The 24,387-nt window shown below is 58.9% G+C and carries 19 protein-coding genes and 1 pseudogene; 7 read left to right on the top strand and 13 right to left on the bottom strand.

Annotated elements, in window-relative coordinates; translation table 11 throughout:
• Window positions 1–27: 27 nt before the first annotated feature.
• Window positions 28–2,067: a type III secretion system chaperone family protein gene (locus HMPREF2860_RS00795; protein WP_070628458.1), complete on the bottom strand. Its 2,040-nt coding sequence runs from the start codon at window positions 2,065–2,067 to the stop codon at window positions 28–30.
• Window positions 2,068–2,274: 207 nt separating this feature from the next.
• Entirely contained in the window at window positions 2,275–3,105 is an 831-nt protein-coding gene (locus tag HMPREF2860_RS00790) for a sulfurtransferase (protein ID WP_070628457.1), read from the bottom strand.
• Between the two features lie 131 nt (window positions 3,106–3,236).
• Here HMPREF2860_RS00790 and HMPREF2860_RS00785 point away from each other — a divergent pair, with 131 nt between their 5' ends.
• On the top strand, window positions 3,237–3,530 hold the full coding sequence (locus tag HMPREF2860_RS00785; protein ID WP_187402509.1) for an SDR family oxidoreductase: 294 nt from the start codon (window positions 3,237–3,239) through the stop codon (window positions 3,528–3,530).
• A gap of 24 nt (window positions 3,531–3,554) precedes the next feature.
• Here HMPREF2860_RS00785 and HMPREF2860_RS00780 read toward each other — a convergent pair whose 3' ends face one another.
• From HMPREF2860_RS00780 to clpB, 3 genes are all read right to left on the bottom strand, one after another.
• Window positions 3,555–5,093, bottom strand: coding sequence for an HNH endonuclease signature motif containing protein (locus tag HMPREF2860_RS00780; RefSeq protein ID WP_049181098.1), 1,539 nt, complete (start codon window positions 5,091–5,093; stop codon window positions 3,555–3,557).
• Window positions 5,094–5,323: 230 nt separating this feature from the next.
• Window positions 5,324–5,971: a GNAT family N-acetyltransferase gene (locus tag HMPREF2860_RS00775; protein ID WP_038626776.1), complete on the bottom strand. Its 648-nt coding sequence runs from the start codon at window positions 5,969–5,971 to the stop codon at window positions 5,324–5,326.
• A gap of 186 nt (window positions 5,972–6,157) precedes the next feature.
• On the bottom strand, window positions 6,158–8,737 hold the full coding sequence (clpB, locus tag HMPREF2860_RS00770; RefSeq protein ID WP_049181753.1) for an ATP-dependent chaperone ClpB: 2,580 nt from the start codon (window positions 8,735–8,737) through the stop codon (window positions 6,158–6,160).
• A gap of 359 nt (window positions 8,738–9,096) precedes the next feature.
• Between clpB and HMPREF2860_RS00765 the strand changes: the two genes are divergently transcribed.
• Window positions 9,097–9,984: a fructose bisphosphate aldolase gene (locus HMPREF2860_RS00765; RefSeq protein ID WP_070560409.1), complete on the top strand. Its 888-nt coding sequence runs from the start codon at window positions 9,097–9,099 to the stop codon at window positions 9,982–9,984.
• 115 nt (window positions 9,985–10,099) lie between these two features.
• On the opposite strand, the gene HMPREF2860_RS00760 is transcribed toward HMPREF2860_RS00765, so the two are convergent.
• Complete coding sequence (locus tag HMPREF2860_RS00760) at window positions 10,100–10,717, bottom strand: trimeric intracellular cation channel family protein (RefSeq protein ID WP_038626783.1); 618 nt, start codon at window positions 10,715–10,717, stop codon at window positions 10,100–10,102.
• A 116-nt stretch (window positions 10,718–10,833) separates the two neighbouring features.
• Complete coding sequence (locus HMPREF2860_RS00755) at window positions 10,834–11,682, bottom strand: nitrilase-related carbon-nitrogen hydrolase (RefSeq protein WP_070560407.1); 849 nt, start codon at window positions 11,680–11,682, stop codon at window positions 10,834–10,836.
• Between the two features lie 143 nt (window positions 11,683–11,825).
• Here HMPREF2860_RS00755 and HMPREF2860_RS00750 point away from each other — a divergent pair, with 143 nt between their 5' ends.
• A complete protein-coding gene (locus HMPREF2860_RS00750; protein ID WP_038626786.1) occupies window positions 11,826–12,143 on the top strand; it encodes a hypothetical protein in 318 nt (105 codons plus the stop codon).
• A complete protein-coding gene (locus tag HMPREF2860_RS00745) occupies window positions 12,131–13,693 on the top strand; it encodes an alpha/beta hydrolase (protein WP_038626788.1) in 1,563 nt (520 codons plus the stop codon). Before HMPREF2860_RS00750 ends, HMPREF2860_RS00745 begins: the two co-directional genes overlap by 13 nt.
• Window positions 13,694–13,787: 94 nt before the next feature.
• Here the strand turns inward: HMPREF2860_RS00745 and HMPREF2860_RS00740 are convergent, their stop codons facing one another.
• Genes HMPREF2860_RS00740 through dnaK form a run of 4 tightly spaced genes read right to left on the bottom strand, consistent with a single transcriptional unit; the run spans window position 13,788 to window position 17,897 of the window.
• The gene (locus HMPREF2860_RS00740) at window positions 13,788–14,210 is read right to left on the bottom strand and encodes a heat shock protein transcriptional repressor HspR (RefSeq protein ID WP_038626791.1); all 423 of its coding nucleotides are present in this window, start codon (window positions 14,208–14,210) and stop codon (window positions 13,788–13,790) included.
• Complete coding sequence (dnaJ, locus tag HMPREF2860_RS00735; RefSeq protein ID WP_038626794.1) at window positions 14,210–15,406, bottom strand: molecular chaperone DnaJ; 1,197 nt, start codon at window positions 15,404–15,406, stop codon at window positions 14,210–14,212. Before dnaJ ends, HMPREF2860_RS00740 begins: the two co-directional genes overlap by 1 nt.
• Window positions 15,407–15,465: 59 nt before the next feature.
• A complete protein-coding gene (grpE, locus tag HMPREF2860_RS00730; protein WP_038626795.1) occupies window positions 15,466–16,053 on the bottom strand; it encodes a nucleotide exchange factor GrpE in 588 nt (195 codons plus the stop codon).
• A 2-nt stretch (window positions 16,054–16,055) separates the two neighbouring features.
• Window positions 16,056–17,897 (bottom strand): molecular chaperone DnaK, encoded by a 1,842-nt coding sequence (gene dnaK, locus HMPREF2860_RS00725; protein ID WP_038626797.1) that lies wholly within the window; start codon window positions 17,895–17,897, stop codon window positions 16,056–16,058.
• A gap of 516 nt (window positions 17,898–18,413) precedes the next feature.
• On the opposite strand from dnaK, the gene HMPREF2860_RS00720 reads away from it, so the two are divergent.
• Window positions 18,414–19,145, top strand: a complete 732-nt coding sequence (locus HMPREF2860_RS00720) for a YcnI family protein (protein WP_038626799.1) — start codon at window positions 18,414–18,416, stop codon at window positions 19,143–19,145.
• A 388-nt stretch (window positions 19,146–19,533) separates the two neighbouring features.
• Here HMPREF2860_RS00720 and HMPREF2860_RS00715 read toward each other — a convergent pair whose 3' ends face one another.
• On the bottom strand, window positions 19,534–20,298 hold the full coding sequence (locus HMPREF2860_RS00715) for a cyclase family protein (protein WP_049181762.1): 765 nt from the start codon (window positions 20,296–20,298) through the stop codon (window positions 19,534–19,536).
• A 247-nt stretch (window positions 20,299–20,545) separates the two neighbouring features.
• Between HMPREF2860_RS00715 and HMPREF2860_RS00710 the strand changes: the two genes are divergently transcribed.
• A complete protein-coding gene (locus tag HMPREF2860_RS00710; protein ID WP_038626800.1) occupies window positions 20,546–21,322 on the top strand; it encodes an enoyl-CoA hydratase in 777 nt (258 codons plus the stop codon).
• 295 nt (window positions 21,323–21,617) lie between these two features.
• On the opposite strand, the pseudogene HMPREF2860_RS00705 reads toward HMPREF2860_RS00710, so the two are convergent.
• Window positions 21,618–23,350, bottom strand: a pseudogene (locus tag HMPREF2860_RS00705) (AMP-binding protein).
• 112 nt (window positions 23,351–23,462) lie between these two features.
• Here HMPREF2860_RS00705 and HMPREF2860_RS00700 point away from each other — a divergent pair.
• Window positions 23,463–24,377 carry an NADPH-dependent F420 reductase gene (locus HMPREF2860_RS00700; protein WP_070628456.1) on the top strand — a complete coding sequence of 305 codons (915 nt, stop codon included), beginning with the start codon at window positions 23,463–23,465 and terminating at the stop codon, window positions 24,375–24,377.
• Window positions 24,378–24,387 lie beyond the last annotated feature (10 nt).

The following is a 24,387-nucleotide window of genomic DNA, read 5'->3' as shown; positions in this document are numbered from 1 at the left end:
ACTGTGTGCTCAAGGATATGTCTGGTTCTACTCGTCCGCGGAATCAGGGGTTGCGCCTTTGTCCTCGGATACAGATTCGGTGGGGTCGTCGCTGCTGTCGAGGTCTGGGGCGGCGTCGGTAAAAATACTGGCGGGCTTCACATTTGATCGCACTACACGTCCCCGACTCGAGCGCATCCGGCTATGTTCGGGATCCTCGCCAAGCGCAGGAATCTGCTGGCCAGAATCCCCAATGTCCTCCGACTCACCAACATTTGCACCCATCTTTCGTGCCGTTGACCGCGAAGGCAGCGCCGTCGGATCAAGCGGTATATCCCGCGTAGGGCGCCACGACGAGCCGTCAATCGCCTGCACCACCGTGGGTTGTGCATTGCTTTGCGACGACCACTGCGAATCATCCGTGGTTGCATCCACGGTGGCAGCGGACGAGGACGAAGGAGAATCTGCGTAAACAATTTCCTCAACGTCCAGCGGCTCTTCGCCCTTGCTATTCTGCGCGCTGTGACTCTGGGCATGCCCGTTCTGTGAGCTGTGATTCTGCGATTCATGGTTAGCAGAACCGTTGCGACGCTGGTCTGGTACCGCGTGCAAGTGCCCACGCCCGGTTCCATCCGAGATCAAGGAACCAGAGTCAACGGACTGCTCGGTGAGCTGCAAACGAGTGGGATCCCACTGATTAGCGTCCGGAGCGACGGTTTCACCTTCCGCCGGTGGCAACCTGCGCGCAATGTCGGAGAAGTCCGACAGCGATGCCAGTGCACCGTCCCAGTCCTCTGGCACTGAATTATCAATCAACTGAGCCAAGGACCAGGAGTTTTCGGACCACATGCGGGTAATGGCCGGGTGCACGTCGGCAAGCATGCGGGTTGCACGGTCGTCGAAGATGCGATGAATGAGCTCTGGGTCGGTAGCTGCGACTACCAGGCCGGCTTCGGTGGCTACGTGAGGCAGCGTCGTGCCGCCGCTGCGGCGCAGCTCGAAAACCTCATCGCTGGATACAGAGCGGCGGATAGCGATGGTGGTGATGCCACCGACATCGGCGAGGTGCATTTCCCGGCCAAAGGCGAAACCGGAGACCACGGCCTTGGCATCGCCGTCCGGCGTGCGCTGCCAGTACGACGGCAGCTCATGGTCCACACGGTTGTAGACAGAATTACGTTCCTGCGCCCAGGCCTTCCGCAAGTGACGCACCCGGCGACCACTGATACGTCGACGGACAGGAGCCGCTGACTTCTGCTGGGCGCGCTGCGGTTGCGCGGGCTGGGTGGGCTCTGTGGGCTGGGCGGGTTGGGTGACCTGAGTGGCCTGGGCGTGCGCCGCAAAATCGGATGATTGCGGCACTTCGCCGGTCTCGGTATTTTCGACCGACGCAGCCTGGAATTCTGTACCGTCAACAGTTCCAGTGCGAGCGTCAGCAGCGGTGGTGCTGTTGGCCTCTGTGGCACTGGTGTCGCCCACTAAACCTGTCTCGGGCTCATCCACGGTATCAGTATCTTCAGCAGTCACTGACTCGGCTGGCTCCGCGCCAGCCCCTGTGCCAAACTCCGCGCCAGACTCCGCGTTACTTCGGAGAGTCCCGTCCGTTCCCGCATTCAGGTCAGCTGCTGGTCCCGATGTTTCGGAAGCTCCCGTGTTTTCTGTTGCTTCGGACATTTCAGCAGGGGCCGCCGGTTCGATTCCCGCGACAGATTCAGGCTCCGCCGGCATCATTTGCCCAGCTGAAGTACCCAGTTCTATCGTCGAAAACTCAGTTTCAGGGTCAACTTCAGCGGCACCATCAGTCTCAGCGACAACCTCAGAGTCAGCGCCAGCTGCGACATTCGGTCTCACCACAGAAGCTGTCTCAGAGCTGCCCTGCTCTGAAGAATCCGGCTGTTCAGGCACAACATCTTCTGCCGCCACACCGGTTACTTCGCCGGTGGAGTCCGAAGGCTCGTCGTAAAGCGATGGCGACGAAGGAGACGCCACAGCAGTCTCACTTGTGCTGCGACGGCGGCGGTCGACAACGAACAGCGCGACTGCGGCGATGATGAGGATCGCTGCGAGGGTGAATACTAGGGGAATCATTAATCTCCTAGCTTAAGCCAGAAGCCGTTCTATTTGGTCAGCGACAATATGCCGTCCCCCGTCTGGCGCAATGCCAATGCCCGAGGCGAGAGCGTACAGGACTCTCTAGAACCGTAAGGGCGAGGGGAAATATCCACATGGACGACACATCAGGGGTTCCCTGGGGGCGGTCGCCCTGCCCCGGGACACATGCGAGTCCGGCGCCGCTTAGAAACGGACGATAGGCAGGCTCGGATTGCCAGCCCACTGGGACCAGCCTCCGACATACAGCGAGGCGTCAGTAATGCCCGCTTCTTCCATGGCCTGAATGAACAGTGAGGAATGAAGACCGGAACCGGAGTAGACCGCTACGTTACGACCGGCTTCGATACCGACGGAGGCAAAGCGCTCACGGAGCTGCTCAACAGGCAGGAAGGAACCGTCGGCATTTTGCAGACTGCGAGCCGCCAGGTTCACGGCACCCGGGATGTGACCTGCCTGCAGATCGACGCGCTCACTGCGGCCTTCAAAGCGGCTGGACTCACGCGCATCCACCAAAATTCCACGTTCAGACCAGGTGCGTACGTCGTCGAGGCTGGCAACAGGCATATTGCCCTCGCTCACCGCAATCGTTCCAGGCTGCGGCAGATTGCCGGGACCGAAGGCAGTCTCGTTTCCATCTGCTTCCCAAGCAGCTAACCCGCCGGTGAGGACACGCACATTCTCCAGACCCGCCCAGCGCAGAATCCACCAAGCACGTGACGCGAACAGCCCATCGCCCGCGTCGTAGACGATCACCAGATGCTCCGAGCGGACTCCCCAACGACGGACGGCATCGCGCACACGCTCGATATCCGGCAGCGGGTTGCGACCAGCTTCTCGGCTGGGAACACCCGCTAGATCCAACTCGGGATCACAAAACACGGCCAGAGGGATGTGAGCCGTAGCGTAGGAGTCATATGGTTTTTTAGCGCGCGACCAGCGTGCGTCAACGACGACGATGCGACCGCCACCGGCAATCTTGTCACGAAGCTCTTGTACCGAGATGGATGTTGTCATAATCCCGGATTCTAAATCGATTGACTTGGTAGCGCGATATGTACGTTATTAAAACTAGGAGCTCGGGAAGATGTCTGAAGATGCTGCCCACCTGGCCGTTTTCATCTCAAACGCAGGCCATGGAATCGGCCGTGCCACCGCAGAAAAACTGCTTTCCTGCGGCTAAACCGTCGGAGTTGTTGACGTCTCTGCTCGAAAATGTCAGCACTGACGGCACCAAGCGCATGGGTATTCGCATCACACCAGCTGATGTCGCCAACGCAATCGTCGACTGCATCAACCAGAAACAGGGCACGATTACTAAGGCTGACTTCCCCGTCAGCCTGCCGACAAAACTGCTGCACTATGCCGCCAGCGTCGGTGCCCCTTTCCTCAACCGCTTCATTAATGCAAAGCTGACTACGAAACGGAAGATCAGCCTCTAAGCCAGGACCCCGCTCCCTACCCGACTACCCACCGGGATCCTGTCCCGTCTCGCCATTGCCATCCGCTGTGTCCCCCGCCCGTTTCTCTCGCGCTTTACGACGCAACCAGCGCCCCGGACTATCGAACGTATCGGGGTCCTCATTGGATTCCGCTTTTCGGTTTCCTTCCTTGCCTTTCGGGGCCACCCAGACCACACGATTAGTAGAGGCCGGCTCGCACTCCCCACTACCCTCGTCCCCTTCGTCAGTTCCTAGAATCTCCGGCACCTCATCCGGCCGAAGCGTCCACCAAGCATTTTCATCACATCGAGCATCATCGATCTTTCGATGCGTACCCGGATCAACCAACGTGAGATTATCCAGATCAGTGCCACCACCGGAAGACCACGACTTCACATGGTGAACATCACACATAGCTCCCGGAGTGCCCATGCCCGGCGCGGAGGAGCCTCCTTCCTCTCCAAGAAGGGCCAGATACTGTGGCAAAGTCCCCAGCCTGCGGGACCGACCAAAGTACAAGGTCTGTCCCTCATTCCCCAAGACTTGGAGGAACGAATTTCTATCAACCATCTGTTGCACGGCCTGACTAATGGAAATTCGCACTCCCGCATCAGAGACCGCTTTGCCCGATCCAGGAAGTACAAAATCTTTCCCATCAGGCAAGGAGACTCCAGCTAGCGCTGCCACATCTGCGATATGCGCGACGGTGACCACCGATGTCGTCCCCCGCGCCGGCTGAAGGTCACCGCCTGGTTGAAAACCCCCATTCACCGCCGCTTCCACGGCATCATGAAAACGCTGCTCCGGATTCCTCTGGTCATCGGCACCTTCTTCGAGTAACCCGCCAGGGCTCGCATGATCCGCCTGCAGCCTTTTGAGCACCGCTGCAAACGAAGGCGTAACCACACCGCTCAACCGGCTCATGCCGTCCGGCCCCTGAGCACCGATTTTTAGGCTTCGTTTCCGAGCGCGGTCCTCATCCGTATACGGGTCATCAACCCCCAACATCGCTCGCAGGCGGTTCGGCAATTTATTGAGATCATCAACACGGATTTTGTCCACTAAATCTGCAATGTGCTTGTCCAGCAGCCTAGACAGCTGTGCATGCTCCGTTGCCGGCAGCTCACGAACGGCTTTGTCAATCTTCGAAACAGCATCCGCACCGACAACACCTTCCTCAACTTTCTGACGAAGGTTCGGCATTCGCACATCCTCATTCGCCGGAGCAAACGGATCAACATTCCTACTCAGGCGCCCTACGACGTTGATACGCTGCCTCGCTTCTGCTCGCGAGATTCGCATCTCCTGCGCTAGCCACGCAATCTTTCGATGCTCCGCGCTGGGCATCCGCCCCTTCATGGTCTCCACATAAGTCGCATCAATTACTGCGAGTCGTTTTCGCGCTTTCTCAATCGACTTATATGCATCGTGCGCATGATCCGGCGCAAGTACTTCGAAGTTCTCTACGATGACTGTCGACAGAGCTTCAAACTGCGCAACCGCATCTAAAACCTGAGATGTCGAAAGCGGTCCACTGCCATTTGGCACCGATGGTGTAGACATTTCCCCCACCCCCTTTTTAAAACGCTAGCAATCCGAATCCCCAAATGGACTAACTAATTTCCCTCCCCCACATTATCGCACACCCATTCGGCACCCCACAACCCCTCAGCCAACTTTTTCGAATCTTTTTCCGAAACACTGCCGCACTTCCAGAGCTTGAATACCCCACCATCCGCCCTAAAAACCCGACCAACCCGCCCCCCCCAAAAAAAAGAACTGCACCCGAAAGCCTAAAACCGCACCACCATCACATCGTGGTCCGGGAAGCTCGAGCGCCCCACTAGCTCAAACCCCGCCTTCACATAAGCTTTCGCCGCCCGCGGGTTGGCATCATGGACAGCCAGACTAACCCCCGGGTACCCCAGCTCACGCGCATACTCAAGAAGCCCCGCAATCATCGGCTGCGACAGCCTGCGTCCGACCACACCCGGACGCAGCGCAATCGCTACTTCAGGAATCCCATTTTCCACAAAACCGTACCCCGGATCGTCCTTCGTAAACGTACGCAGCCAGGCCGCCCCCACCGGCACTTCATAGCCCTCGCATTCTTCGCTTGACGACGAATCCCCGCGCTCCAACCATTCCGCCTTAATGGCGGCCGCGCTGTAGGCGACCTCGCGAGAAACTCTCGGCTCAAATGGGTCAGTGCGGGTCATGTCGCTACTGAGCGACTCGAGGTCAGCGTCGTCAAGCGAAGTGGCGAAAAGGATAACCCCGCCCTGACTCGCATCCCATTGGTCGACGTATTGGCGCCTCGTGACTACATAATCTTCCGGCAGTGGCTGACTTTCATCTCCGAACGTTTCCGTTAGTTCGTCCATCCAGGCAATGAAGGGGCGGTCGGAGTCTGTCGCTGGTCGCCACTGAAAGTTAGTCATATTTGCGCACTATACCGGCGCACCCCAGGCCGACCGGAATGCAACAAGCCCACGCGATCGGCCGCAAGGGACATAAGCCCGGACAACAAAAGCACAAAAAAGGGGCAGTTCAGGAGAAAAATCTCCCAAACCGCCCCAACAAACGGACAGCCTGCTGAACAGGTATCGCCCTGAGGATTGGGCGCCCTAGACCCGGGCTACGCCGTCCTCGCCATAGCCGACAACCTTCAGCGACTCCCCATCGTCAGCAACCGTAACCTCTACTCGGTCACCATCGCGAACATCGCCCGCGAGCAGTCGACGTGCCAGCTCATCGCCGATTGCCTTCTGCACCAGGCGACGCAGCGGACGGGCACCATAGGCCGGGTCGTAGCCGCGCTCCGACAGCCAATCCAGTGCCCCATCGGAGACATCCAGCACCAGACGACGTGCAGCCAGACGCTCCGCCAGGTTGCGAACCTGAATGTCCACAATGCCGCGCAGCTGCTCGGAGGTCAGCGGATCGAAGATCACTACATCGTCGAGACGGTTGATGAACTCCGGCTTGAAGGCCATCTTGACCGCATCCATGATCTGTTCATGCGTACCACCAGCACCGAGGTTGGAGGTGAGAATCAGAATCGTGTTTCGGAAGTCCACGGTTCGACCCTGACCATCAGTCAGGCGCCCCTCATCGAGCACCTGCAGGAGCACATCGAACACGTCCGGGTGAGCCTTCTCAACCTCGTCGAAAAGCACGACGGTGTACGGACGGCGACGAACAGCCTCGGTGAGCTGACCGCCAGCGTCGTAGCCGACGTATCCGGGAGGGGCACCAATCAGACGAGCGACAGAGTGCTTCTCGCCGTACTCGGACATATCGATGCGAACCATCGCACGCTCATCGTCGAAGAGGAACTCCGCCAGCGCCTTGGCCAGCTCCGTCTTACCAACGCCAGTTGGACCGAGGAACAGGAAGGAACCAGTCGGACGGTTCGGATCGGCAACACCCGCACGCGAACGGCGGACAGCATCGGAGACAGCCTCCACAGCGGCATTCTGACCAACGACGCGACGGCCGAGGTTGCGCTCCATTTCCAGTAGCTTCTCGGTTTCGCCCTGCATCATCTTGCCAGCCGGGATACCCGTCCAGGCGGAGACAACCTCAGCGACTTCCTGAGGCGTGACCTCCTCCTTGAGCATGGAGTTTTCCTCTGCGTCAGCGACCGATTCCTCGGCGGTCTCCAGCTTCTTCTCCAACTCAGGAATGCGCCCGTAACGCAGCTCTGCGACGCGCCCGTAGTCACCTTCGCGCTCAGCCTTTTCGGACTCAGTGCGCAGGGCATCGAGCTCTTCGCGAACGGAGCGAACATCATCAATCGAGGACTTCTCGTTCTGCCAGCGAGTCTTCAGAGCGTTGAGCTTCTCACGCTCATCTGCAAGTTCCTCACGGAGCTTGTCCAGACGCTCCTTCGACGCGATGTCAGTTTCCTTCTCCAGGGCCATTTCCTCGATTTCGAGGCGGCGCACAATACGTTCCGCGGAGTCGATTTCCTCCGGCGAGGAGTCAATCTCCATACGCAAACGCGATGCGGCCTCATCCACCAGGTCGATAGCCTTATCCGGCAGGAAGCGGGATGTGATGTAGCGATCCGACAGCGTTGCTGCCGCGACTAGCGCGGAGTCCTGGATACGAACACCGTGGTGGACCTCGTAGCGTTCCTTCAGGCCACGCAGAATGCCAATGGCGTCCTCAACGCTCGGCTCACCGACAAAGACCTGCTGGAAACGACGCTCCAGCGCAGCATCCTTCTCGATGTACTTGCGGTACTCATCCAGAGTCGTCGCACCGACCAGGCGCAACTCACCACGAGCCAGCATCGGCTTAATCATATTGCCCGCATCCATCGAGCCATCACCTGTGGCACCAGCGCCAACGATGGTGTGAATCTCGTCAATGAAGGTAATAATCTGACCGTCGGATTCCTTAATCTCGTCCAGAACCGCCTTCAGGCGCTCCTCGAACTCACCGCGGTACTTCGCACCGGCGACCATGGAACCTAGATCCAGGCTCATCAGCGTCTTGCCCTTCAGGGATTCCGGCACGTCACCTGCAACAATGCGGCGTGCGAGCCCTTCTACAATGGCCGTCTTACCAACGCCCGGCTCACCAATGAGCACAGGGTTGTTCTTGGTGCGACGACTTAGGACCTGAACCACGCGACGAATCTCCGCATCGCGGCCAATAACTGGGTCAATCTTGCCCTCACGTGCCCGCGCGGTTAAGTCCGTCGCATACTTTTCCAGAGCCTGGTACTGCTCTTCTGGATTTTCCGTTGTAACCTTCCTCGATCCACGCACGCTAGTCAGCGCGCCCTTTAATGCCTCGGCAGTAGCGCCCGCCGACTGCAGCACAGTTGCCGCCTCCGACTGGCCAGTTGCTACACCGATAAGCAGAATTTCCGTGGAGACATACTCGTCTCCAAGCTCGCCCGCCAGCTCCTCGGCAGCGTTCAGTGCATTAACGGCATCCCTATTAAACTGCGGGTTCGCCATATTCGCCCCGCTTGCCGACGGGTACCCCGCGACCAGCTCCTTAGCGCGGGTCAAAACCCCGGAAGGATTAACACCCGCTGCCTCAAGCAGCGGAGCCGCAATACCCTCCTTTTGCTCCAGCAGCGCTACCAGAATGTGCCCAGGCCGAATATCCGGGTTACCCGCACTGGTCGCGGCCTTCATAGCTTCCTGGAGAACTTCTCCAGTCTTAGTTGTTGGTGTAAAACTCATAACTTGCGCCCCTTTGACTCAACTTTGTCATTCACTACCCATAACGTATTTAGCCTTGAGTCTGTTCCACTCAACTTCAAATTTTACAATTTCATACTGTGATTCACGCCACATCCACAGCGAAAAGGATTGCGCTCGGCAGCGTCGTTAAGCGCAGTAGCGCACCGGAAAGCACTAGAAAACATTGGAGAGCTCCAGAAACCACGCGCGGACGCACTCCAATACACCGTCCGACGCCCTCACCAGCGCACTCCCGCCTGCTTCGACTTCCCCCATGTGAGTGATGGGCGGGCAGCGCACTCATACTGTTTTGGTTACCCTGGTAGATGACATTCCTTCATTCTCACGAAAGGACTCGAATGAACATCGAGCAGGCACGTCAGATGACTGAGGGCAAGGGCTTCATCGCCGCTCTCGACCAGTCCGGTGGATCCACCCCGAAGGCTCTGCGCCTGTACGGCATCAACGAGGATCAGTACTCGAACGAAGATGAAATGTTCGACCTGGTTCACGAGATGCGTACCCGCATCATCACTTCCCCGTCCTTCAACTCTGAGCAGATTATTGGCGCGATTCTCTTCGAGCAGACCATGGATCGCGACATTGAGGGAATCCCGACCGCTCAGTACCTGTGGGAAAAGAAGGGCATTGTCCCGTTCCTGAAGACTGACAAGGGTCTCGCCGACAAGGAGAACGGCGTTCAGCTTATGAAGCCGTGCCCGGGTCTGGATGAGCTGCTGGAGCGCGGTGTCGCTAAGGGCATCTTCGGCACCAAGATGCGTTCCTTCATTGCTGAGGCAAACGAAGAGGGCATCAAGGCCAACATTGCTCAGCAGTTCGAGTTCGGCAAGCAGGTTCTGTCCCACGGTCTGGTTCCGATTCTGGAGCCGGAGGTCGACATCAACGCTGCTGACAAGGCAGAGGCTGAGGACATTGTCCTGCGCGAGCTGCTCGCCGGCCTGGATGACCTGGCTGATGACCAGAAGGTCATGATCAAGGTTTCCATCCCCACCAAGGATGACCTGTACAAGCCACTGATTGAGCACCCGAAGGTCATGCGCGTCGTTGCCCTGTCCGGTGGCTACGAGCGCGAGGACGCCAACGAGCGCCTGTCCCGCAACCACGGCATGATTGCTTCCTTCTCCCGTGCACTGTCTGAGGGCCTGTCTGCTCAGCAGTCCGACGAAGACTTCAACGCAACCATGGCTGAGTCCGTCAAGGGCATCTACGAGGCTTCGATTTCCTAATCGTCCGCTGTGCATTTGCGCTTCGCTGTGCATCTGCGCTTGTGGGCGCCTCTAGGTAGCCGCTAGCGCAACTAAAAACTCCCGCACCAGGTTTTCTTGGTGCGGGAGTTTTTTTTTAATCGCGCCCCTGGTAGTCAAATACCGGCAGCGACCAGCCACGCCACAGCGCCGCTAGTCGAATGAACAGCGCCGACAGTACAGCGCAGATAATGTTGATGCTCTCGTGCAGGCCAACCATGTCGAGCACGTAGTAAAGCGTCGCCGCGACGACTGCGATGGAGGCATAGAGCTCCTTTTGGAACACCAGTGGGACGCGGTCACACATCAGGTCGCGGAGCACACCTCCAAACGCACCGGTAAGAACGGCGCCGACAATAGCGATGATGACACCGTGCCCCATCTCCATGGCCACGCGGGCACCGATGATGGAAAACGCCGACAAACCGATCGCGTCAGCGACCAAGAACACGACTCGGAAGTGCTTCATCAGGAAGTCGGCCAACAGCACCGTGATCAGTGCGGCACCGACGATAACCAGCAAATATTGTGGGCTTGCAACCCACACCAACGGATAGTGGCCGAGAATGACATCTCGCAGGGTGCCACCGCCGATGGCAGTCATGCACGCAATTGTTGAAACCCCAAAGAGATCCATGCGCATTCGACCGGCCGCTAGTGCGCCGGTGACGCCTTCGGCCGTAATTCCAATGACCCAGAGGATGTGGAGCAGCATGATAAGAAATATAAAGGACTTCGCCCGAATCGGTAGAACTGTCGGCTAAATACCCGCTGTCTTCGCTCCCCCACTCCTGCTTTCAGCTCGGCTCGGCCCTCTTCATTGCTTCCCAGCTAGCCCTGATCGCGAATCTCCAGCACCGGAATCGAGCGGCGAATCCGCTCCACCTCCGCCACATCCGCATCAGCCACGAGTAGCTGCGGACCGTAGCCCGCCGATGCAATAACCCCGCCGTCCGCATTGACCAGCATGGAGTGCCCCGCACCGGTAGGCCCCTCATCCTTACCCGCGGCCTTAGCCCCACCAGGCCGCGCCGCATCAACGGCCGCGATCACGCAAGTGCTGTCCAAGGCACGTGCCGAGACCAGAGTCTGCCACTGCGTCACCTTGCCCGGACCATCATTCCACGATGCAGGCAGCGCGATGACCTCCGCGCCCAGGATGGCCAGTTGAATGAATTGCTCCGGAAACCTGATGTCAAAGCATGTCGCAAGGCCGAGGGCGACCGACGATCCGTCGGCAAGCGGGACATCACACACCACGTGCGCGTTGCCCGGCGCGACGGTATCGGATTCGCGAAACCCGAAAGCGTCGAAGAGGTGGAGCTTGTCGTAGAACTCGACACCGGGGCCGTCCTCATCACGCCAAGCCAGGAGCAGCGAATTGAAGACGCGGTGCATCGTCTTACCGTCGCGCTCCACTTCATCTGCCGGGCGGAACATGCCGACTACCACGCTGATTCCGGCATCGTGAGCGGCCTGCGAGACCTCTGCTACAAACTTATCGCTGCTGGACTCCGCCACCACGTCAAGACGACCGGAATTGAACGCCTTCATCGTGGCCTCGGGGAAGACTACCAAATCGGCATTTTCCTGTACCGCCCGCGCGATGGTCTCCTTCACTGCGTCTAGATTTTCTTCAACCGATGCTGACAATTCTAACTGAGCCAGTGCAATACGCATGCCTAAATGCTACCGACTACCCCGGATTGACTGTCCTGAAGTTATCCACAGGACGTCGCCGTGCGTTGCTATCGCTCAGAGTTATCCACAGTTCGCTGAAGATGCTCTTCCGCTGCCTTTCGCCACCCAGCAGAATCAAAAACATGGCCGAACACATCACAGTCAATCCAGCTCAACTATCCGCCTTAAGCCGCTCTTACCAGCAGATTTCCACTCGTATTGATGGTCTTTCCACCATCGTCGCAGCTGCCCCGGGAAGTGCCGACCTCACCTCTGCCTTGCCCGGCTCACGGATTGTCCCCGCTGCCTCCACTACTTGTGGGAAGTGGTCGGAATCATTGCTTGCCGCGTGCACAAACATCGACGTTATTGCGCAGGCTGCCGATGCCCTCGCGGTCAGCGCTCTCGCGCACGAGCATGACCAGTCCGCCGCCTTGGAAAAGCCGTCATGGTCACGGTAGGCGAAGCGCTGCTGTGGCGTGTGGATTCGCTGGAGATCCTCGCCCGGGCGCTGCGTTCCGGGGCGCGCGCCCTCACCGATTCCGCCGACAGTTCCCAGGGCGCACTCAACGCGCTTTCAGAGGATGACTTCGCCGGCGACAACCGCAGCGCCGCCGAGGCTTCTGTCACCCGCAGCTCCACGCGTCTGCGCCGGAGCAGCGTAGCGCTCGAACGTCTCGCCGCCTGCTGCAGCGATACCGCCGCCATGCTTAACGACGTCATCCGCGAACTTACCGACGCGGTAAACCAGGCAACCAACCTGGGGTTTCAGGTGAATCTGGTTTCTGGTGCGGTGACTCCGCCGGAGGGCATGCTGTCTACGATTGCGCGCAGCCTCGTTCATCCCAAAATTCCTTCCGGGCCTTTCACCATGGCCGAATGGCGTGCAACCTCGCAGCTTCGGATTCAGTCGGCCTTGGCTGAACTCAACCGACTCGATGAGAAGGCGGCGGACGCAATCTCAGCTCTTTCACCACTGGTGGCAAGCGGAGCTAGTGGCTCGGGTAGATTGCAGCGATCGCAGGCTGGTAGTGGTACTGGCATCACTAGCGACAAAGGGATTGACGGTGGTTGGGACTTGGAAGTTGGGAGCGGATTGGCTGGGGCGTATTCGAGTAGCCCGCTATCAGAGATAGATGCCGCCATGTCCACTCGCGCCCGGGCTTTGGGGCTGCCTCCTGGACAACTATTGGAGTCCTCGCCTGGACATTCTGCGATTGCGTTCGGTGACGTTGAGCGAGCATCGACTGTGATCACTCTCGTCCCCGGTACCAGCTCTAGCGCGGAGGACGCTAGCAGGCAGTTCGAGCGTGTAGCCGCGACCTTCCACGCCGCCGGTGGAGATCCGGAGGATGTGGCGGTGGTGTTGTTTTCCTATGACGCGCCACCCAACCTCCGTGAGGCCATACGCACCGAGTATCACAATTTTGCTGCAGAGCGGCTGCAGCACTTGCAAGCCGGTTTGATTGAGCGTTCCGGTGGTGTCGATAGCGGTGACACTGCAATTGCCGGCGGCACTACCGCCCATGCCCAGTCTCCTACTCAGCGGCACGTTGTCGCCGGCTATAGCTATGGGGCGACGGTGGTCTCGCAGGCCTCTCTTGGTAGTGGCCTCTACGCGGATAGGGTGCTGCTCATAGCTCCGCCAGGTGTTGGCCCTGGACTGGAGCGTGCAAACGACATGAAACTGCTCAAGCCGGACGGTACAGCCCGACCCGAATATGAAAATAGCCACCGTGTGGCGGTGGCGACGTCCCCGATGGACCCCATTCGTATTCCTGCCGAACTGGGGATTCATGGGAAAAACCCGGCGGATAAAGACTTCGGCGCATACACACTCAACCTGAGTGAGCGTGGCCTGTCCATGCGAGACTTGGCCGAATTCATGGTCACTCCCGTGCAGGATATTCCTCAAAAGTATCGGCACGTTCAGGGCAACCCACACATCGAACACTACTTTGACGATGAAGTTTTCACCCGCGAGACCAACCGGTGGCTAACTGATAGCTGACCGGCGTCTCAGATCAACAGTTGCTTATCCGCGGCCCAAATTAACAAGCCAAGAGAAAACGGACTAAGCAGCCGACGCTGCTTAGTCCGTTCAATCACCCGTGTGGGTTATCCTCCCCAACACGATCACCTCTGCGCCCGCGCCGCGTGCGCGGCTCCCACATCACCACGGCCGTAGAGCGTGGGACGTGAACCAGTTCGCCACGCGAGCGGCGAGCCTGTGCCTTTGCCTGGTAGAGCTGCTCTCTCAGTTCTGCATTTTCCTGCTCAAGCGAATCCACCCTCTCAGTCAGGTCGATGATGGCCTTAATACCGGCCAGGTTGACGCCGTCTTCCTGACTCAGACGCTGAATCTCACGCAGCAGCGCCACATCGCGTTTAGTGTAGCGCCGACCTCCGCCGGAGGTGCGCTGCGGAGTTACTAACCCGAGTCGGTCATAATTACGCAGCGTTTGCGCATGCATGCCGGCGAGATTCGCAGCTACGGAAATGACATAGACCTCAGTGTTGTCGGACATTACTTCGCACCTGCCCAACCCTCACGAGGATTGAACCCGCTAGCACGCTCCGCTTCGACGTAGGAGCGCAATGTCGAAGTGGCATTGTCATCCAAATTGGTCGGTACCTTCACGCGCACGGTCACTAGCAGATCACCCGGAGTGCCATTGCGCTTTGGGATACCCCGACCGCGCACACGCAGTGTTCGGCCATCGGCTGTGCCAGCCGGCACACGCACGCGAATCTTGTCACCCAACGTCGGCACAGTAATGGTGCCGCCGAGTGCGAGTTCGCCGAAGCTCACCGGCACCGTGACCTCAAGGTCATTGCCGCTGCGGGTGAAGACTTCATCCGGGCGAACATGAACGGTGACAAAGAGGTCACCGGCCGGACGCCCTCGCAGTCCCGCTTCACCTTGGCCAGCAAGACGAACCTTCTGGCCGTCCACCACCCCTGCGGGGACGCGAACGGTGATGGTACGACGGCGGGTGGTCACACCGGTGCCGTTACACTGCGAGCAGGGATTCTCAATGCGAGTGCCCTGGCCACCACAGTCCGCACACGGACTGGAGAAGCCGAAGGCCCCCTTTTGCTCCTTGACATACCCCGAACCGTGACAGGTCGTGCACGTCACCGGCGAGGTTCCCGGCGCTGCACCCGAACCATTGCAGTTCGTGCATGGCGACGGGTTGGTGAGCTGCAGCGGGATGGTGACACCTTGGGCGGCCTCGCGGAAATCGAGCGTAATCTCTGTCTCCACATCCGCACCACGGCGGGCCTTCTGCCGCCCGGCAGCACCAGCGCCACCATTGCGGTTTACGAAGCCGCCCAGGAAATCACCTAGGCCACCTGCACCACCAGCATTGCCACCGAATCCGGCACCTCCGCCGAAGAGATCCGACACGTCGAAGTCGAATCCACGTCCACCGGCAGCACCGGCTCCGCCGGCACCTGCGGCACCGGGGAATCGGAAACCACCTGCGAGCGCTGCACGCAGCTCATCGTATTCGCGGCGCTTGTCCTCGTCACCGACCACCGAGTATGCCTCGGAGATTCGCTTGAACTTATCTTCAGCAGCCTTGTTGCCCGGGTTCTTATCCGGGTGGTTCTCCCGGGCTAACTTGCGGTAGGCCTTTTTAATCTCGTCGAGTGACGCAGACTTAGAGACGCCCAAGTCAGCGTAATAGTCCTTATCTGCCCATTCCCGTTGAGTCATGGTGCATCTCCTCCTTTCAAAAAACTAATTCAAAGAAATCTGCGTCACTTGTGTCTCCGCTACTGCGGATCGCCGATGATTACCATCGCCGTACGGATGACACGGTCATTAATGCGGTAGCCCTTGCGCAGCACATTGGCTAGAACCTTGTCATCCCCCTCGGAGAGATCCTGGACAGCCTCGTGGATGTCCGGGTCGAATTCCTCTCCTGCAGCACCAAACTCCTCAACACCCTGTGCGGTCAGCACGCCGCGGAACTTATCCGCGAAAGCCTTCAGCGGGGTGCCGTCTGCCAAGTCGCCGTGCTCTTCAGCCCGGTCGAGGTCATCAGCCAAAACCAGCAGTTCTCCAGCCAGCTTTGCCTTTGCCTGTACGCGCTCGGCCTCACGGTCTCGGTCAACTCGACGACGGTAGTTTGCGAACTCCGCCGACAGGCGCTGCAGGTCCTCCGTACGCTCATCCAACTCACGCTGGATGGCTGCGACTGGGTCTGCAGCTTCCTCCGCGGCGGTGTCGCCGGCGGCATTTTCGGTCGCCGGCTCCACGTCGTCGTCAAGCTTGGCCTGCTCGAAGACCTCGTTGACCTGATCGGCCAGGTTGGCCGGCTCCTCCGGGGTGGGCTGGTTTCCCTGATCCTGGTCAGTCATTCTTACTTGTCCTTCTCATCCTCGTCGACGACCTCAGCGTCAACGACGTTGTCGTCAGCGTCAGCGGCCTCAGCACCCTCGGCTGCGGTTGCACCCTCAGCTGCCTGAGCCTCGTAGATAGCCTTACCCATCTCCTGGCTCTCAGTGGACAGCTTCTCGACGGCGGACTTGATGGCCTCGATGTCGGAGCCCTTCAGAGCCTCGTCGACTTCCTTGGCAGCCTCTTCAACGCGGTCGCGGATGTCCTGGGAGACCTTGTCCTCGTTCTCCGATGCGAACTTGCGGGTCTGGTAAGCCATGGACTCAGCCGAGTTGCGGACTTCCTGCTCCTCGCGGCGCTTCTTGTCCTCGTCAGCGTGCTTCTCAGCGTCCTTGATCATCTGGTCGATCTCCTCCTTGGAGAGGCCGGAGCCGTCCTGGATGGTGATCGTGTTTTCCTTACCAGTGCCCTTGTCCTTAGCGGTGACGTGGACAATGCCGTTGGCGTCGATGTCGAAGGTGACCTCAATCTGCGGGACACCACGCGGTGCCGGAGCGATTCCGCCCAGCTCGAAAGAGCCCAGCAGCTTGTTGGCAGCAGCCATCTCACGCTCACCCTGGAAGACCTGAATCTGAACGCTCGGCTGGTTGTCTTCAGCAGTGGTGAAGGTCTCCGAACGCTTGGTCGGGATAGTGGTGTTGCGCTCGATCAGCTTGGTCATGACACCGCCCTTGGTCTCAATACCCAGCGACAGCGGGGTAACGTCGAGCAGCAGCACGTCCTTGACCTCACCGCGCAGAACGCCGGCCTGCAGAGCAGCACCAACTGCGACAACCTCGTCCGGGTTAACGCCCTTGTTCGGCTCACGACCACCGGTCAGTTCCTTGACCAGCTCAGAGACTGCCGGCATACGGGTGGAGCCACCGACCAGCACAACGTGGTCAATGTCGGAAACCGCAACATCAGCATCAGCAATGACCTGCTGGAACGGCTTACGAGTGCGGTCAAGCAAATCGGAGGTGATGCGCTGGAACTCAGTACGGGACAGGGTCTCGTCCAGGAACAGCGGGTTCTTGTCAGCATCAACGGTGATGTACGGCAGGTTGATAGATGCCTGCTGCGAGGAGGACAGCTCAATCTTGGCCTTCTCAGCAGCCTCGCGCAGACGCTGCAGAGCCATCTTGTCCTTGGTCAGGTCAATGCCGTTGCTGGACTGGAACTTCTCAACCAACCAGTCAACGATGCGCTGATCCCAGTCATCGCCACCGAGCTTGTTGTCACCAGCAGTTGCGCGAACCTCAACAACACCATCGCCAATCTCCAGCAGGGAGACGTCGAAGGTACCGCCACCGAGGTCGAAGACCAGAATGGTCTGCTCCTTGTCGGACTTCTCCAGACCGTAAGCGAGTGCAGCAGCAGTCGGCTCATTAACAATGCGCAGGACGTTCAGGCCAGCAATCTGACCTGCTTCCTTGGTTGCCTGACGCTCAGCGTCGTTGAAGTAAGCCGGAACGGTAATAACCGCATCAGTGACGTCATCACCCAGGTAAGACTCAGCGTCGCGCTTCAGCTTCATCAGCGTACGAGCGGAAATCTCCTGCGGAGTGTACTTCTTGTCATCAATCTCGATGTTCCAGTCAGTACCCATATGGCGCTTGACCGAACGAATAGTGCGATCAACGTTGGTGACAGCCTGGTTCTTAGCGGACTGGCCAACCAGGACCTCACCATTCTTTGCAAATGCAACCACCGACGGAGTGGTGCGCGAACCCTCAGCGTTCGCAATCACCTGAGCCTCGCCGCCCTCGAGGACGGAGACACAGGAGTTCGTCGTACCCAAGTCAATACCAACAGCGCGTCCCATGATGAACACCTTTCTAGAAGAGTAAAAGAATTGCCCTTAAGTCTTACGCGCTCAAGTCTGCATTGCCGTAGAAAATCTGTCAAGCAAACTTGAGTGTGTCCGACTCAATGTTTGTCATGCTATGCAACGGACTATGGGGCAAAGTTATTCCTACCCGACTCAACTTTCCTAGAATAATTCGCATTAATGCAGGTCAGCGCGATAAAAAATTTTTTCAAACCATGTCCGAAAATCATCCACGGTGTCTGACAGCAAAAATTTTCCATGCAAAATCCCACCTCTGGCCTCCAGGGGGGGGAATTCCTTAGCACTAGCCCTGGGAACTTTCCTGCAAAGCGAACCGACTAATCCCCTGACGTGTTTTGCGGCCACCGGCTCATCAACAGGCCATGTCGTTGTTAACCCCATGGCCTGACACCGAATCAGCTCTGGCGGCTCCACTAATACATGTCCAACTTCTCCCCACCTACGGGGCGATTGAGCCAAGAATTCATCCCACTTATTCAGGAGTTTTTCGTGCCTCAGAATGCACAGCGACACCATTTCCCCTTTTCCCGTGGGCTCGCAGTAGCGTCGGCAAGCGCCGCACTAACCCTCACCTTCCCCGCCATTGCATCCGCACACGTGCATGCAACCCCGTCGTCTGCCCCGATTGGCGGCTACACGGATCTAGCTTTCGGGGTCGGTCATGGCTGCGACGGTTCGCCGACGACGAAGGTCGAGTTCACCATCCCGGAGGAGTTCGAAAAGGTCACGCCGAACATGAACGCGAACTGGGATGTCACGAAGGAGTCGACTGGTTCCGATGAAAATGAAAAGGTGCAGAAGGTCATCTACACCGCAAAGACGCCACTGCCGTCCGACCTGAAGGATTCACTGACACTCAGCGTGAAGGTGGCTGATGACGCGAAGCCGTCGACGGTTGAGGTGCCAACGCTGCAGACCTGTGAAAAGGGGTCGATGAACTGGGCCGAAAAGGATCACGATAGCGATTACCCAGTTCCAACCGTGGAGCTGATTGAGAAGTCTGCAGACGATGAACATAGCCACGGTCACGACCACAGCCACAACCATGGCACCAGCGAAACAGACCACGGCGATAACCACTCGGACGACGTAGAGCATTCCGCAGCTGCCACCAGCGAAGATTCGAGCAACACGCTTGGCGGCTGGGGCCTGGGACTCGGCCTTGTGGGCGCGCTCACCGGCATTGCCGCATTGGTGATTTCACTGCGCAAGCGAGGTTAAGACCACAGGCGGATTGCCACTCGGGAATCCGCCTTCACCGCGGCGCTGCCGTCCATGCCTTCACAGAGCTTACCCCATGCGAGCACATAGAGCCGGCCGATCTTGACCATGCACGCCGGAGGATAATCCGTACTGTCGGCTCGTCATTTCGGTCAACGTAGTGAACGGACAAAGCAAAGCCCTCTGCAATGACGGCTGAATCACGCGTCTAGGCTCGGATTGAGTTAGGCGATGCTTTATGGCGTTTCGATAACCGCTCGAAAGCGCCCCCGCACACATAAATATAAAAGCCGAACTAGCACTTCAGATGAACGTAGAAAACTGGATGCCGATAAGGCTGGAACAGCCCCCCCCCCAAAAAAAAGTGATACCTCAAGGCAGTGGGAGATTATGCTGGCAAAACTGCAAAAACTCTAGCCGGGAAGCCTGTCCCATCCTTTGGCTTCGGCCAGGATGCAACGACGAGAGCCCCTGTTTCTGGCACCTGGTCGAGTCCTGCCAGCAGCTCAATCTGCCAGCGGTCACGCCCTAATAGATAGAGCTCCGTCGGCAAGCTTCCACCGTGAGCCACGATGCCAGGGTCCGTATCAGTGGTCTCATGCCCAATCGCCACAATGCCACGGTTGTCTATCAACCATTCGACAACCTCAACGTTCCATCCTGGATAATGGGTCACGCCCTCTTCATCCGCATTGGCCATTGCCTCAGCGTCAGGCCATCGCTTTGACCAATCACTGCGAAATGCGACGAACGCACCGTCCGGGATAGAGCCATTGCGCTCCTCCCACGCTTCCACATCAGCAATCGAAGGAGAGAAATCATTATCCCGAGCGACTTCAGTAGTGAAATCTAGGACGACCAAAGGCAGAATCATCTGCTCGACGCCAATATTGTCAAGAGTTCTCGTCTCTTGGACGAAATGCACAGGCGGATCCACATGCGTACCCCACTGGCCAACAAATTGGTATTGGTCGATTTCAAATCCATGCTCAGCAACGGTGAAAAGCCGTGTTCGCTGTTCGTCGGGAAGCGCCGGGAATTTCGGCTGACCGGCGTGAAACGCGTGCGTCAAATCAACATAGGTGTGGTTTTCCCGAAGCTTGCGAGCAATGTTCCATAGTTCGTGCGTATTTGCGATGTTCTCGTTTGACATAAGGCAAAGTATATAGACAAAGCTGTCTAGTTGGCCAACATAACTACCGACACATCGAGCACCAAAAGACACCAACTCGCCCCACACGGCATCCATCAGCCCAAACAGCCTGACGACACCCGCCACCCCAGGTACCCTCGCACACAGGAAAGACTTTCCAATCCGCAGCCAAATTCTTCAGATTATGAAGTGCTGGGCTACGCATCCGGCTTTCACCAAAAATTAAGCCATCACGAAGGAGCATTTGATGACCACCTACGAAAACATCCTTACCGAAACCCGCGGTCGCGTCGGCATTATTACCCTGAACCGCCCGAAGGCGCTGAACGCCCTCAATCACAAGACCATGGAAGAGATCGGTGCAGCAGCCACCGCTTTCGACAGCGATGCAGGCATTGGCGCGATTATCATCACCGGCTCCGAGAAGGCGTTTGCCGCAGGTGCGGACATTAAGGAGATGGCGGACAAGTCCGGAACCGAGATGTACATCTCCGATTGGTTCGCACGTTGGGATGTTCTGACTTCCGTCCGCACTCCAGTTATCGCCGCCGTTAACGGCTACGCCCTGGGCGGTGGCTGCGAGGTCGCCATGATGGCGGACTTCATCATCGCTGGCGCTAAAGCCAAGTTCGGTCAGCCTGAGGTTAACCTCGGCATCTCTCCGGGTATGGGCGGCTCGCAGCGTCTCACCCGCGCAATCGGCAAGGCTAAGGCAATGGAGATGTGCCTCACCGGCCGCATGATGGGCGCCGAAGAAGCCGAGTGCGCAGGCCTGGTCGCCCGCGTCGTCGAGCCGGAGGCGCTTCTCGACGAGGCCCTGAAGGTCGCCGACACCATTGCGTCGAAGTCACTGGTTGCCACTACCCAGATTAAGGAACAGATTAACCAGGCCTACGAAATGACGCTGTCGCAGGGACTGCTCTTTGAGCGTCGCACCTTCCACTCCCTATTCTCCTCCAATGACCAGAAGGAAGGCATGGCCGCTTTCACCGAAAAGCGTGAGGCAAACTTCACTAATTCCTAAGAGTGCGCGGGGCGCGGGGGCGCAGGCGTGTGCGTGCAGGAGGTGCGGGGTGCGGGGCGTGTGCGTGCAGGAGGTGCGGGGTGCGGGGCGTGTGCGCGGTAAATGTCGGCGCGAACGCCCACCAGCGCACCACACGCACGTTTTTGCCAGCTTTTTGTAGGAAGTAGCGCCGAATTCGCGGTTACTTCCTACAAAAAGCTGGCAAAAACATTTCAGGGGGGGAGGCAAGGCCGCACCGGGGCCAAGACCGCCCAGGGAGGGGCCGACGCTGACCGCCGACCTCCCGCCTACCGCCCTACCCCTTCAGACCGGGGAAGTCAGTGTCCGCGTACTCGGTCGAGGCCTTGGACTCGCCGCCATCACTGGCGTGGATCTCACCTTCGCGTTTACGCAGGTCAACACGGCGAATTTTGCCGGACACCGTCTTCGGCAGTTCGTAGAACTCAAGGCGGCAAATCCTCTTGTACGGCGCCAGATTGTCGTGGCAGTACTTGAGGATCGACTCCGCCACCTCAGCGGACGGCTCGGCGGACGCCACCAACGCAACATATGCCTTAGGCACTGCCAGACGAATCGGGTCCGGCGACGGCACTACCGCCACCTCCGCCACCAAGGGATGCTCGATCACCACGGATTCGAGCTCAAACGGCGATAATCGATAGTCCGACGCCTTGAAGACGTCGTCGGCACGCCCAATGTAGGAGATGTACCCGTCGGCGTCGCGCTCGGCGATATCGCCCGAGTGGTAGTAGCCATCGGCGAAGACTTCGTCATTCTTCTCCGGCGCTCCGTAGTAACCCGGCGTGAGGCCCACGGGCCGGGGGCGAGGTTCAGGCAGATCTCGCCGGTGTCTCCGATTTCGCCGGTCGCGGGGTCAATCAGAACCACATCCATGCCTGGCAGCGGGCGACCCATCGACCCCGGCTTGACCTTCTGGCCCGGCGTGTTGGCAATCTGAACGCTGGATTCCGTCTGCCCGAAACCATCGCGAATGGAGGTCTTCCACGCCTGCTCCACAATGTTGATGAGCTCAGGATTCAGCGGCTCACCTGCAGCAACGAGCTTCTTCGGCGGGGTCTTGAGCCGGGTCAGGTCCGCCTGTACCAGCATTCGCCACACGGTCGGCGGGGCGCAGAAGCTGGTGACGCCCTCCTCGGCCATCTTGTCCATGAGCGCGGCGGCGTCGAAACGCGTGTAGTTGTACAGGAAGATTGTCGCCCCCGCAATCCACGGCGCGAAGAAGTTCGACCAGGCGTGCTTCGCCCAGCCGGGCGCGGCTACGTTGAGGTGCACATCGCCGGGCTCCAGGCCAATCCAGTACATGGTGGACAGGTGCCCCACTGGGTAGGAGGTGTGCGCGTGTTCGACAAGCTTCGCCTTGGATGTCGTGCCGGAGGTGAAGTACAGCAGCAGCGTATCGTCGGCCGCGGTCTCCTGCTGCGAGGTGAAGCCCTCCGGTGCGGTGTGCGATTCACGGTAGAAGACGGTCGGGTGCGCGCCTTGCGCCAGCTTCGCTTCCGAGCCGACCTGAATGACGGTGATGTCTGCGTCGACGCCGTCGAACTTCGTGGCATCGTCCGGGTTGACCACCACCCAGCGCACCTCGGCGCGCTCCACGCGATTTTGCAGGTCCGCTGTGCCGAGCATTGCGGTCGCAGGGTTGAGCACCAGCCCCGCCTTGATGCAGGCGAGCATTGATTCCCAGAGTTCGACCTGGTTGTTCAGCATCAACATGACGCAGTCGCCACGGCGGGCGCCGAGCCCGAGCAGCCAGTTCGCCAGCTGGTCGGAGCGCCGTGACAGTTCCGCGAAGGTGCGCCGAGTAGCACCGCCGTCGATTTCGGTGATAACCAACGCTTCCTTGTCCGCAGTCGCGGGGTCGGCGCCGAGATGGTCGAACCAGTCAAGCGCGAAGTTGAAGTGGCTAAAGCGGGGCCACTCGAAGTTTGCTCGGGCACTTTCGTAGTCCTCCCGGTGCTTAACTAGCAGGTCTCGGGCGGCGCGGAATTGCTCGGTTACCGTTGTCATCCTGGGATTCCTTAACTGTGGTGCGACAGGTGATTTCCAGGGCCGTATCCGGCGGCGCCACGCCTCATCGCGACACCAAGAACTAGCCAAATATGACCCAGCTCTCATTTTCATGCTAGCCGTTCATTTCTTCGCCAAAACCATCTATCGACCGCAATTTCCCCCGCTTGTCGACGCCCCCAACATCTCGGCCGCCAGGCGACCAAAGGGGCAACTGTACGATTACGTGCTAAAACGTACACTCGGCCACCAACGCACGTCGCCACCGCCGACACCCCGAAGAGCCCTCGAATTTTCATTTTGGGGGGGGGTAAACAAATGGGGGGGGAGAAAAAGGCACACACAGGTCGCCGCTACGTGCCCCGGGGAGGCAATACCGCCCCGAAGCCAGGCCGAAACCACCCCACCGGACATTCAGACCATCGGCATCGTAGGCGTCGGCAAGCTGGGCTCCGCGCTCGGCCAGGTCGCCGCCGCGGCCGGCTTCAAAATTCTCGCCACCTCCCGCCCAGGCCCCATGCGCGAGGCAATCATCTCCACCGTGCTGCCCACCACCACCGTCGTCGACTATGAAGAGCTAGCTTCGCTTGCCGATGTCGTCATCTTCGCGGTCCCGAATACAGAGGTGGCAAACTTCGACCTCTCCAAAGTGCGCGGAACAATTATCGACGCCACCAACCCCTGGGAGGCCACCGGAACCAACTCCGCAGAGTCCGTAACAACGGCGGACCTCGCCAAGCGATCCCCAGGGGCCCACATCGCCAAGACGCTAAACCACGTCTCCTATGAAGAACTGATTAGCGACTACCGAACCCCGGAAGAGATCGCCGAGGGCGCACCGCGCCGAGCAATCGCGGTCATGTCGACTGACCCGGCGGCCCTCGAGGCCGCACGAGCAACAGTCGAAGCCTTCGGATTTGAACCCGTGCCCGTTGACGTGAGCGTCGGCAAGCGATTTAGGCCCGACGGCGACCTTTTCGGAGCGTGTCTATCTGCAGATCAGATGAGGCAGGCGGTCGAGGAATAGAAGCGCCAAC

This window comes from Corynebacterium sp. HMSC064E10, from assembly GCF_001812505.1.
Lineage (GTDB): Bacteria > Actinomycetota > Actinomycetes > Mycobacteriales > Mycobacteriaceae > Corynebacterium > Corynebacterium amycolatum.
Note: the sequence above shows the minus strand (reverse complement) of the source record. Positions and strands in the feature narration are given on the sequence as shown.